We start from the raw sequence: 12,360 nt of genomic DNA on the forward strand, positions 1-12,360 counted from the left end.
CTACAGGATATCGTAGGGGCGGGTTTTACCAACCATCTATGTTATCAACCAAAAATATAATCAACCCGCCCCCACCCTGTGGTTAAGATTCAGTATCTACAGGATATCGTAGGGGCGGGTTTTACCAACCATCTATGTTATCAACCAAAAATATAATCAACCCGCCCCCACCCAACGACCAATCTAAATCTACATTTTTCGCCTGCGATCGAACATCAGGTTAATCTGGATTATCTGCTGTGTGGGGCGGGTTTATATAAATTGTTCGTGAACATCAAATATTGTTTGTAAAACCCGCCCCTACAGGCTTTTTTATTGTCGGGTTTAATCGGCTATCGAGGATTTACAAATCCCGATGTGTAAATTCCTTAGCATCTTTCCCTACATAACTAGCCGCAATATGGCCATTTCCAACAACTCGATACTTATAGGTAATTAACCCCTCTAAACCAACAGGCCCGCGAGGTGGCATTTGCTGCGTGCTAATCCCCACTTCTGCACCGAAGCCGTAGCGGAAACCGTCGGCAAATCGAGTCGAACAATTGTGATAAACTCCGGCCGCATCGACTCCATTTAAAAAAGTTTCGGCGGCTTGGCTGTCTTCGGTAACAATGACATCTGTATGTCTGGAACCGTATGTATTGATATGGTTAATTGCCTCTTCCACAGAATCTACTATTTTGATTGACAAAATCAAATCGCTGTATTCTGTAGACCAGTCGGTTTCTGTCGCTTCGGCAATATTTTCGAGGATGGCGCGACTTTTTTCGTCTCCCCGAAGTTCGACTTTTTTCTGCTGCAAAGCTGTGGCGATAGCGGGCAGGAATCTGGGGGCGATCGCCCTGTGAACTAACAAGGTTTCAATGGCATTGCAGGCGGCGGGATACTGGGTTTTTGCATCTACACAAATCTCTACGGCTTTCTGAATATCCGCTGCTTTGTCTGCGTACAAATGACAAATTCCGTCGGCGTGTCCTAACACGGGAATCCGCGTGTTTTCCTGCACGAACCGCACGAAGGAATTAGAACCTCTGGGAATAATCAAATCTACATATTCATCCATTTTCAGCAGTTCGATTGTTTCTTCCCGCGTCGTCAGCAACTGCACGACTTCTGGATTAACCGCTGTTTCTGCTAATGCTTGATGTATCACTTTTGTCAAGATTTCGCAGGAACGGACTGCTTCTTTGCCACCTTTGAGAATGACGCCATTTCCTGATTTGATTGCCAAGGATACTATCTGAATTAAAGCTTCTGGGCGCGCTTCAAAAATAATGCCTAAAACGCCCAAAGGACAGGTGATGCGCTTCAGAATTAATCCTGTATCCAATTCACGGTGGATTTGCACGACACCGATCGGATCTGGGAGTTTCGCAACGTCTCGCACGCCCGCGATCGCACTTTTCAACTTGCTCTCATCCAACTTGAGGCGATCGTACAGCGGTTTCGCAATTCCATCAGCCTCAGCCGCCTTGCAGTCAGCAGCATTCGCCCCCACAATATCCGGCGCAGCAGCTTCTAAAGCTTTCGCAATAGCTTCAATAGCTTGATTTTTGGCCTCAGCGGACAAAACTGCCAATTTTCTAGCAGATCCGCGCGTTTTTTGGGCAATTTCAATAATAGACATGGCAGTAACTTTTAAATAGTTTTGATTGTTCGGTTTTGAATTTTGAGTTTGGAATTGAATCCGCAAAAATAAATTTGGGGGCGGTTTTCAGTCTTAACAATTCTAGAGGAAATTCTATATTTTTGTTGAGACCCCTTACAGCAATCCGCATTAACAGGTTAAAACAGTGAAGTATAGATAAAATCCCACGGTCATTTCCTTTTGTCAATAACCTTTGGAGATTATTATGTCATCTCATGCCCCTTTACGCAAGGCAGGGCGAGCAGCCAAAGCCGGCGTTAAACTGATACAGAAAACTGGCGGAAATCTCGTTTTAGCTTCCGGCGTCACCATCAGCCTGCTGTTTGGTATGGTGTTAGCGCTATCTTTAGCCTCTGTTTTGATTCTCAGCAGTCCCGATCCAGTCGCCGGGTTGGCGATCGCACTTCCCATAACTCTGATTTTTAACATCGCTGCTTTTTTCCTATCACCTTACTTGATGGACTTAAGCCAAAATTGGCTATACCATACTCGCTGGGTTTCCCTAGCAGAAATTGAAAGCCTAAGTCCCGAAACAGCTAAAGTTATTCAGAAGGTTTGCAAGCAGAAAAAACTCTCTTGTCCGCGTTTAGGAATTATCGACGACCAAAACCCTACTGCTTTTACTTACGGTTCATTTCCCAACAGCGCTCGGTTAGTCGTCAGTCAAGGTCTTTTTACCTATTTAGACGACGAGGAAATTGCCACTGTTTACGCCCACGAACTCGGTCACATCGTCCACTGGGACTTTGCAGTAATGACTTTAGCTTCGACTTTGGTGCAGATTACTTATTTAATTTACACTACAACTCAAAGAATGGGTAGAAGTGGTGGGGAAAAAGCTAAAGATGCGGCCGGTACGGTAGCTGCTGTTGCTTATTTGTTTTACATCGCCGGCACTTATTTATTGCTATATTTGTCGCGGACGCGAGAATATTTTGCCGACCATTTTGCTGCCGAAACTACGGGCAATCCCAATGCTTTATCCCGCGCTTTGGTAAAAATTGCTTACGGTATTTTGGAAGAAGGACAAAGAGCAACAGAACCCAGCAGCTTATTAGAAGGAACTCGCGCTTTAGGCATTTACGATGCCAAAGCTGCCACATCTACTGGCACTGCTTACAGGATTTCTTCGGAACCAGAAAAGATTGGGCGAGTGTTTTTGTGGGATATGTTTAATCCGTGGGGTTGGTGGATGGAGTTGAACTCTACTCACCCGCTGACTGGTAAACGAGTTCGCGCTTTGAGCACTTATGCCGAACAATTAGGCTTGGATATTGAGTTTGACATGGGCCGGATTGTCGGCGAAGGCAACGATTTGAGCAAGCGGAGATTGTACGGCAATTTTGTGTTCGATTTGCTGCTGTACAGTGCAGAAACTCTGGGCTTAGCGGTGGGTTTTGCGATCGGCATTGCGCTGTATGCTGTAAACCCGATGATGATGGTTGCTTGTCCTTTAATCGGTTTGGGGACGGGAATTTTGCTCAAAACTCTGGTGATGTTCCCGAATTACAAACAAGCCGAACATTTGGATGTTTTAACCTTAATGTCTGACCCTTACGCAAGTCCTTTGCGGGGTCAACCGGCGCAACTACAAGGCGAATTAATTGGTCGCGGCGATGCGGGCTATGCGTTTGGTTCTGATTTGAAATTGCAAGACAGAACGGGAATGATTTATCTGCGCTATGCTTCTCGTTTTGGGCCAATTGGTAATTTTATGTTTGGCATGAAACGGGTTGAAAGTTTGATTGGGATGGATGTTAGGACTTTGGGTTGGTTCCGCCGGGGTGTTGCACCTTGGATGGATTTGATTCAGCTTGAAAGCGATAGCGGTACGGTGGTTAACAGTTATCACCGCTTCTGGTCTTTTGTGATGGGTATCGGTGCGATCGTTCTTGGTATTGCGGCGCTATTTGTTTTATTTCCAGCTTAACAGTTGACAGGTAAAACCTTTTAAGTTAAATATAATTAAGCTCGCATTTTAGAGCTTAATTTTTTTGTTCCATACGGTACTATTAAATTTAATACCGCTCTCAATCATCTTTTTTGCTGGACAAAAGAGTGAGTTTACGAACCGCTTTAGATTTGTTAGCGAAGGGGCGCGATAGCGCTCTTGGAGAAAAGAAAGAAGAAAGGAAGAAGTAAAGAAGGAGATAGTTAATCTTATGGCGGGAAGGAAATAATTTATTTATGAGCAAACATGACAATCAAAATTGCTACAATTAGTTTGTTGTTGATGGTATTAACTTTAGCAGTCAGCAGTCCTAGCGAAATACTTAGCGGAAACTTAACAAAAATGACCGCTAAAACGGAAAACCAGAACACAAAAAATACCATGCAAAGTATTCTCGATGACAGCGCCAAACTAGAAAAACTAGCTAGCAATTTCCAATTTATAGAAGGCCCGATTTGGCATCCAGACGGCTTTTTGCTGTTCAGCGATATTCCCGCCAATATTATCTATAAATTTGGCTCAAATCAGCAAGTTGAGGTATTTCGCCGCCCTTCGGGAAAAGCCAACGGGAATACTTTAGACAAAGAAAACCGCTTACTTACTGGCGAACACGAAAATCGCCGCGTCTCCCGTACAGAAAAGGACGGAAAAGTTATCACCTTGGCGGATAGATACGAGGGTAAGCGGCTCAACAGTCCGAACGATTTGGTTGTTAAATCCGATGGCAGCATTTATTTTACCGATCCGTCCTACGGTGTTAGTAAAGAGCAGGAAGAATTGGGCTTTTACGGTGTTTACAGGCTGGCACCCGACGGAAAATTAACTCTGCTGGTTAAGGATTTGGTGCTGCCGAATGGCATCGCCTTTTCACCAGACGAGCAAAAACTTTATGTCAACAATTCGGAAGCGGGATATATTGCTGTTTTCGATGTAAAACCGGACGGAACTGTTACTAACCAGCAGCTTTTTGCGGAGTTAAAAGATGCCAGTCAAAGCGGAGTACCCGACGGTTTAAAAGTTGATGTAGAGGGGAATGTTTACAGCACCGGGCCGGGGGGAGTGTGGATTTTCTCGCCGGATGGCAAGCTTTTGGGGAAGATTTCTGTGCCTGAGACGGCGACTAATTTGGCTTGGGGAGAAAGCGATCGCAAAACGCTTTATATTACGGGAAGTACAAGTCTTTATCGGATTCGCCTTAAAATTGCGGGCGTGCGGGCTGGAAAATAATCTAAAATAAGGCGAAGTTGAAAGTAAAGCGGTTTGTAGTGAGGACTTTATTCCTCACTACAAACACTTTTTATTAGGGGTAATTGACCTGGCATAATATAATCCTACTTGTCAAAATCAGTCATTCCCAATTCTCAAATCTCAAATCTCAAATCTAAAATGGTATTAATAGCTCGGTTGCACAAATTTCTGACTGCTACAGTCGATCGCACATCGCGATCGCACACAATATTTTGGTTGACACTGAGCTTGACATTTGCCGCAGTTTATGCTATTTTAGGACTCAAGCAAGTCTTCAGCGCCGAGTATATGGTGCAAGACGATGCGAGGCAGCACGTTTTCTGGATGATGCGGTTTGTCGATCCTGAATTATTCCCCAACGATTTCATTGCTAATTACTTTCAATCTGTCGCCCCCGCAGGATACAGCACACTCTACAAATTAGCAGCAACAGTTGGCATTCACCCGCTATTATTTCACAAAATATTGCCACTATTTCTCGGCTTAATCTCCACCTATTACTGTTTTGGCCTTTGCCTAGAAATATTGCCAGTGCCGATGACTGGATTTATTGCATCTTTGCTGTTAAATCAGCATATGTGGATGACTGATGATTTGGCTTCCACAACGCCAAGAGCTTTTATCTATCCGATATTTCTGGCTTTTTTATATTATTTGTCGCGCAGTTCGTTGCTGCCTTGTTTGGGGGCGATCGCGCTGATCGGACTATTCTATCCTCCTTACGCCTTGGTTGCTGCTGGAATTTTAGTTTTGCGCCTGCTATGCTGGGAAAAGGGCAGTTTGCGCTTGTCGGGCGATCGCACAAATTACCTATTTTGCAGTACAGGTTTGGGATTAATATTTTTAGTAATGCTGCCCTATGCTTTAGATAACTCTGAATTTGGCCCAACTTATACCGCAGCAGAAGCGAAGCAAATGGCCGAATTTGCACCAGGTGGCAGAAATGCTTTTTTTCGCTCAAATCCGGTAGATTATTGGCTGACAGGGCGGGGTAGCGGGATGTTTCCCAAGTCGCTGTTTACGCCTGTAACTCACTGTGTCGGGCTGTTATTTCCGCTGCTGCTGTTTTTGCGATCGGCTTTTCCCTTAGCAAATCAGATTCAAAGCAAAATCTGGCTTTTGCTTCAGCTATTTTTAGCATCATCTGCGATGTTTTTTGCGGCTCACGCTACCATTTTTAAGCTATATCAACCAGGTAGATATACAGCTTACAGCTTGCGATTTATTGTTGTTTTAATAACTGCGATCGCCCTCACTTTAATTATCGATGGAGTCGGTCATTGGGCATCAAAAACAGCAACAATATTTCATTTAAAAAATCTAGTGGCACTAATTACGACAGCGACAATCGCTATCGCCGTTGTCCTTTATCCCGCCTTGGTCAAAAAATTCCCCACTGTCGGGTATGTAGAAGGTAAAATGCCAGCTTTGTACAAATTTTTTGAGCAACAACCTAAAGATATATTGATTGCTTCGATCGCGACCGATACGGATCATTTGCCAACCTTTAGCCAGCGTTCGGTTCTGGTGGCAAAAGAATATGCAGTGCCGTATCAGAAAGGCTACTACAGCAGATATCTGCAGCGACTTAACGATTTAATTCGCGCTCAATACACTCCCGATCGAGCTGTATTGCAAAATTTTATCAATCAATATGGAGTTGATTTTTGGATGATAGATCGCAATGCTTTGAGTCTTCAGTATATAAAGGATGATGGCTGGCTAAATCAATTTGATTCTATACCGGAGGCGAGCCTTTCTCTCGAACAAGGGAAAATTCCCGCATTAGCTTCAGCAATGACAAGTTGTGCGGTTTTTCAGAATGAAATTCTAGTGGTTTTGGATGCGTCTTGTATTGTGAAATAGGCTGGGAGTTAAGGCGAGGCAGAGCCTTGGGATATGTGTTCTTAGGAAGAGCCTGGGAACTAGAGATAACTGTTCGGATTTTGAAGCTACAATTGCTGCACGGATCTTCTGTAGGAGCGATCGCACAATGCGTTATAATGCCAATAGGAGATAATGGTGCGGGTCAATGACACAAGTTCTCGATCGGGAAACTCTCGATGGGCGAGTGGTGCTCAACGGCACTTGGGAGCAATTCAAGTTAATCCAGAAGGTTTCGGAAGATTCCCCTGGCATAAAGTTGTCTTTTTTTGCAGGGGCGATCGAGATTCTGATGCCGGGATTCCAACACGAAAATTTTTCGGAAATCATTGGTTACTTGGTGACTACTTTTCTGCTGCAACAAGGTATTAAGTTTTACCCTTCTGGTTCAATGACGCAGGAGAAGACGCCAGAAGCTTCTACTCAAGCAGACAAATCGTTTTGTTTGGGAGAAACTAAGTTGATTCCCGATTTGTCGATCGAGGTGGTTTATACTAGCGGTGGACTGAGCAAGTTGCCAAAATATCGAGCTTTGGGCGTGCCTGAAATCTGGTTTTGGGAAGATGGCACGCTGCGGCTGTATCATCTTCGGGAAGATGGCTACGAGCAAGTAATTCAGAGTCAACTGTCAGGATTGGAAACGCTGGATATCGATTTGCTAAGACGCTGCATTTTAATGGGTGAAACTGATTTGGCTGAAGCGGTTAAGGTTTTCGGCCAGGGAATCTCGACTGTCTGCGAATGAAATAGACATCTCCAATAATTATTGTGGAACAGGCATCTTGCCTGTTCAAAGCTTGCTTTTTTGGAGATGTTTAATAGAAAATCCAGATACCTGACTTCTTTAATAAATCGGATATTTGCTGTTTCTGGTAAGGAGAAATATAGTCCTTTGTAGGGCAATTCCCCTATGGTTGTCATCCCCTGTGGGTGTCTTCCTGATAAAAGCTGAATATATATCCAGGGTCAAGTTCGCAGACAATGAAAATTGCACAAAAGCTCGATCGCCAATTATCTCTTCAACAAAAACATGACAACACTTTACGTCAACCAGCTAACAGGCAGCGATTCCGCGGCCGGCACTCAATCGGCTCCATTCAAAACTATAGCCCGCGCGATCGTCAGTCGCGCTGCATCGGGAACTACGATTCAGTTAGCACCGGGAACTTACAGCGCTGCTAGTGGTGAAAAATTCCCCTTGGAAATTCCATCGGGAGTAAAAGTTATTGGCAATGAAACTAACAAAGGTAGAGGCATTCTAATTCAAGGCAGCGGCAAATTTGTCAGTCCCACCGCTGCGGGCCAAAATATCACCCTACTGCTAGCAAGTAATTCCCAATTGCGGGGAGTAACTGTTACGAATCTTGATAGTCGCGGCACGGGAGTCTGGATTGAGTCAACTTCTCCGACTGTGGCTAACTGCACTTTCACACTTTGTAAGCGCGGAGGCGTTTTTGCCACGGGTAGCGCTAATCCTGCGATTCTCGACAACATATTTGTGGCAAACTCTGCGGCTGGGGTGATTATGGCGGGAACTGCTAAGGGAGTAATACGGCGCAATATTTTTCAAAAGACGGATTTCGGCATTTCTCTGGAAGCTCAGTCGGCTCCTTTGATTGCTGATAACCAAATTTTGGAAAATCGCTCCGGTATAGTTTTAGCAGGAGAATCTCAGCCGATTTTACGCAATAATCGCATTGAAAAAAATACGGAATACGGTTTGACTGCGGAGGAAAAGTCGCTGCCAGATATGGGGAATGCTAAAGATTTGGGCGGCAATATCTTTCAGAATAACGGCGAATTCGACTTGCAAAATGCGACTGGGGTTAAGATTTCTGCGGTGGGAAATCAGCTCAATTCTTCGCGGGTGAAAGGTTTATTTGATTTGGGCAATGTGACGCCAACTCCGACTCCTGGAGGGCTAAAATTTAGTGACATCAGCACGCATTGGGCTAAGGATTTTATCGATCGCTTGGCAAAGATGAATATTGTTAGCGGGTTTCCTAACGGCACTTTTCAACCTTACGAGATTGTAACTAGAGCTCAGTATGCGGCTATGTTGGCGAAGGCGTTTGAATTGGTGCCGCGCCGTGATGTGACGGTTTTTAAGGATGTGGGGGCGGATTTTTGGGCAAAGGGAGCGATCGACCAAGCTAATCGAGCTGGCTTTTTGGCTGGATATCCAGACAGCACGTTTCGCCCGGAGCAGAATTTGACTAGAGTTCAGGCGATCGTATCTTTGGTAAACGGCTTGCAGTTGGGCGGCGGCAACCCCAATTCTTTGAGCGTTTATGTCGATCGAGCTCAGATTCCCAGTTTTGCCACCGACGAGATAGCAACCGCCACAGAGCGTAAAATCGTGGTCAACTATCCCGCGCGCGAAAAGCTTGCCCCCGCCCACGACATCACCCGTGGCGAGATATCCGCCCTCATCTACCAAACTCTGGTAGCCACAAAGCGGGCCGAGGCCATTAACTCTCCCTACATCGTCTAAGGGAATTGGGAGACAAGGGAGAGGAGAACTTGGGGTACAAATAACTCACATCTTGCACCATTCTTAAGAACAGGCAGGATGCCTGTTCCACAAAGAGTAGATTTTATTGTGGGGCGTAGGGGTTGGGCAGGAGATCCCGCCCTGAAATGATTATGGAGAATGGTGCAATATCTCAGAAGAACCAACCCATCTCCCCTCCCCCTTGTCTCCGATTGCCTCACTCTCACCCACTCTCACCCGCTTCCCCTCTCCCAAGTCTTGATTTGCTAGTACCCGAATCGTTTTATGATTAAACATTAAGAAATTAAGCAATCCTTAAGGTTCGACTGTCAGATTATGGCTAAAATTCAATTCTCTCGGGGTATAGACGAAGATGCTGTGCCCGAAGTGCGCCTAACCCGTTCTAAAAGCGGAGAGCAAGGCACTGCCACGTTTATCTTTGAAAATCCCAAAGCTCTCAGCAGCACCAGTACCGAAGACATTACTGGAATGTACATGATCGACGACGAAGGCGAACTCCTCACTCGTGAGGTTAAGGCTAAGTTCATCAACGGTCAGCCTGCGGGTTTGGAAGCTCTTTATTTAATGAAAAGTTCCGCAGAATGGGATCGATTTATGCGTTTCATGGAACGCTACTCGGAAGCCAACGGTTTAGGATTTAGCAAGGCATAATTGATGGGGAATAGGGCATGGGGCATGGGGCATGGGGCATGGGTTATTGGTTATTAGTTATTTGATAATGAATAACTAACAACGAACAAATCACAACTAACTGATGACTTCTTCCCTCTTCCCTTTTCCTGATTTCCTCTTCGTTCTTGCTTCTTTCTTTTTCCTTAAATATCTGTTATATGACGCAAATTCCTCACCCCGACTTATCTAAAATAACCGTAAATTGTGCTATCATTACTGTTAGCGACACGCGATCGGCAGAAACAGACAAGAGTGGCTTGTTAACCAAGAAGCTGCTAAAAGATTCGGGTCACTCTGTGGTAGCTTACACTGTTGTTAAAGATGATGCGGCCAAAATTGTATTGCAAATGCAGGCTTTTTCCCAGCGTGAAGATGTGGATGCAATCATTTTTAACGGTGGCACGGGCATCGCTCCCCGAGATACGACCTATGATGTGATGGAAAGTTTGCTAGACAGGATTTTACCAGGATTTGGGGAGATATTTCGGTTTTTGAGCTATCAAGAAATTGGTTCGAGGGCGATCGCCTCTCGCGCAGTTGCAGGCGTGTATCAAGGCAAGTTAGTCTTTTCTCTTCCTGGCTCTAGCAATGGCGTGAAACTAGCTGTCGAAAAGCTAATTTTACCGGAATTAGTTCACTTGGTGACGCAGTTGCGCGGAGGGTGAGGGCGGGAGTTGGTTTTTGTGCTGGCATCCGGTATGGGCGCTCGATCGAGCTTTGACTCGATCGCCTTTTGGTAAGTTAATCAGGACTTACGCTCAGAAACCCGGTTTCTAGCCTACCGTCGATCGCTCGCAGATAAATTTCAGGGTGCAAGGTCGATCGATATACACTAGAAAGATTGTGTATCGCCAGTTTTGCAATGACAAGCGAATTTCAAAGGTGCTACCCGCCACGTGATTTATCTCGCGCAAATCAATCCAAAATCTAAAATCTAAAATCCTCACGCCCCCGAATTTATCTCGCGCAAGTCAATCCAAAATCTAAAATCTAAAATCTAAAATCGAATGACGCTGCCTACCGGATCTCGTTCTCCTGCTTTGTTCCAAACGCTTTCGCTGGTAGCTGACCCGATCGCATTTTTCGATCGCTCCTGGGCCAAATACGGCGATACATTTACCGCCCGCGTGTTGGGGCCCGCTTCGCCCCCCGTAGTGTTTCTGGGCTCTCCAGAAGCGATTCAGGCGGTGTTTACGACCTTAGCCGATGCCTTTGAGTTTGGCAAAGTGACCAACGTATTTCGCCCGCTGGTGGGAAATGAATCCCTAATTATGAATGAAGGGCCGCGACATCTGCGACAGCGACAGCTATTAATGCCCGCGCTGCATCGCGAACAGTTGCACAGTCAAGGGCATTTGATTGTTGATTTGACGAAAAAGCAGACGATCGACTGGAAAGCCCCAGATGCGATCGCAGTCCGCCAAGAAATGTCAGAAATTTCCCTGCAAGTAATCTTGCAAGTCGTCTTTGGATTAGTGCCGGGAGAGCGCTACGAACGCCTGAAACACTTGCTCAGCAGGCTTTTAGAGGCGATTACCTCTGAGCTGTACTCCCTACAATTTTTCTTTGAACCCTTGCAGCAAAATTTGGGATCTTGGAGTCCGTGGGGGCAGTTTTTGCAGCAGATGGCCCAGATTGACTCGCTGATTTATGCGGAAATTGCCGAGAGGCGATCGCATTCTCTCGATTCGTCTCGCACGGATATTCTGTCAGTGTTGATGATGGCCCGCTACGACACCGGCGAATCGATCGGCGATCGAGAATTGCGCGATCAGTTGATGACGCTGTTGTTATTGGGACATGAAACGACTGGATCGGCCTTGACTTGGGCGTTTTACTGGCTGCATCAGTTTCCCGAATGCCTTGCTAGGTTGCGGCAGGAATTGGATGAATTAGGCGAGAATCCCGATCCGATCGCGCTTTCGCAGTCGCCCTACTTAACAGCAGTCTGCAAGGAAGCGCTGCGAGTTTATCCAATTGCCTTAATTTCGCAGCCGCGCAAGGTGAAACGCACGATCGAACTCGAAGGCTATACATATCAACGGGGAACGATTTTAATCCCCTGTGTCTATTTGGCCCACCGTCGCCCTGAAACCTACGAAAATCCCGCCCGGTTCAATCCCGATCGCTTTTTAGATCGCAAGTTTTCCGCCTCTGAATTTTTCCCGTTTGGAGGCGGAAGTCGAAGCTGCATCGGGATGGCGTTATCGATGTTTGAAATGAAGCTCGTTTTAGCAACGGTGCTGTCTTCCCGTGAGTTTGTATCGAATCTCGATCGGCCAATTCGTCCGGCGCGCCGGGGAATCACCTTTGTGCCGCCCGATCGGTTCCGATTAACGGTTGTGGGCGATCGGCGTTAGATGAGAGTGAATTAAATAACTTACAATTTTAATTGTTATTGTGGGATGGGCGTCCCGCCCGTCCTTTTTGGACGGGCGGGAC

General features: G+C 45.8%; 9 protein-coding genes. 8 read left to right on the forward strand and 1 reads right to left on the reverse strand.

Translation table 11 applies throughout. The features are described 5' to 3' along the window. Positions 1 to 343: 343 nt before the first annotated feature. Positions 344 to 1,627, reverse strand: coding sequence for a glutamate-5-semialdehyde dehydrogenase (locus QUB26_RS27580; RefSeq protein WP_333320554.1), 1,284 nt, complete (start codon positions 1,625 to 1,627; stop codon positions 344 to 346). A gap of 226 nt (positions 1,628 to 1,853) precedes the next feature. Here QUB26_RS27580 and QUB26_RS27585 point away from each other — a divergent pair, with 226 nt between their 5' ends. The 8 genes from QUB26_RS27585 to QUB26_RS27620 all read left to right on the forward strand — a co-directional run bounded on the left by QUB26_RS27585 (position 1,854) and on the right by QUB26_RS27620 (position 12,278). Next, positions 1,854 to 3,578 (forward strand): zinc metalloprotease HtpX, encoded by a 1,725-nt coding sequence (locus QUB26_RS27585; RefSeq protein WP_333240582.1) that lies wholly within the window; start codon positions 1,854 to 1,856, stop codon positions 3,576 to 3,578. Between the two features lie 267 nt (positions 3,579 to 3,845). Next, positions 3,846 to 4,826 (forward strand): SMP-30/gluconolactonase/LRE family protein, encoded by a 981-nt coding sequence (locus QUB26_RS27590; RefSeq protein ID WP_333320556.1) that lies wholly within the window; start codon positions 3,846 to 3,848, stop codon positions 4,824 to 4,826. A 159-nt stretch (positions 4,827 to 4,985) separates the two neighbouring features. Further along, positions 4,986 to 6,713, forward strand: coding sequence for a hypothetical protein (locus tag QUB26_RS27595; RefSeq protein WP_333320558.1), 1,728 nt, complete (start codon positions 4,986 to 4,988; stop codon positions 6,711 to 6,713). Between the two features lie 166 nt (positions 6,714 to 6,879). Then, positions 6,880 to 7,476, forward strand: coding sequence for a Uma2 family endonuclease (locus QUB26_RS27600; protein ID WP_333320560.1), 597 nt, complete (start codon positions 6,880 to 6,882; stop codon positions 7,474 to 7,476). Between the two features lie 285 nt (positions 7,477 to 7,761). Continuing rightward, positions 7,762 to 9,225 (forward strand): DUF1565 domain-containing protein, encoded by a 1,464-nt coding sequence (locus tag QUB26_RS27605; protein WP_333320562.1) that lies wholly within the window; start codon positions 7,762 to 7,764, stop codon positions 9,223 to 9,225. Between the two features lie 336 nt (positions 9,226 to 9,561). Continuing rightward, positions 9,562 to 9,897, forward strand: coding sequence for a photosystem II reaction center protein Psb28 (psb28, locus tag QUB26_RS27610; protein ID WP_333240570.1), 336 nt, complete (start codon positions 9,562 to 9,564; stop codon positions 9,895 to 9,897). A 179-nt stretch (positions 9,898 to 10,076) separates the two neighbouring features. Next, positions 10,077 to 10,583: a MogA/MoaB family molybdenum cofactor biosynthesis protein gene (locus QUB26_RS27615; protein WP_333240568.1), complete on the forward strand. Its 507-nt coding sequence runs from the start codon at positions 10,077 to 10,079 to the stop codon at positions 10,581 to 10,583. 342 nt (positions 10,584 to 10,925) lie between these two features. Continuing rightward, positions 10,926 to 12,278, forward strand: coding sequence for a cytochrome P450 (locus QUB26_RS27620; RefSeq protein ID WP_333320565.1), 1,353 nt, complete (start codon positions 10,926 to 10,928; stop codon positions 12,276 to 12,278). Positions 12,279 to 12,360 lie beyond the last annotated feature (82 nt).

It is taken from the genome of Microcoleus sp. B4-C1 (genome assembly GCF_036705285.1).
Taxonomy (GTDB): Bacteria; Cyanobacteriota; Cyanobacteriia; order Cyanobacteriales; family Microcoleaceae; genus Microcoleus.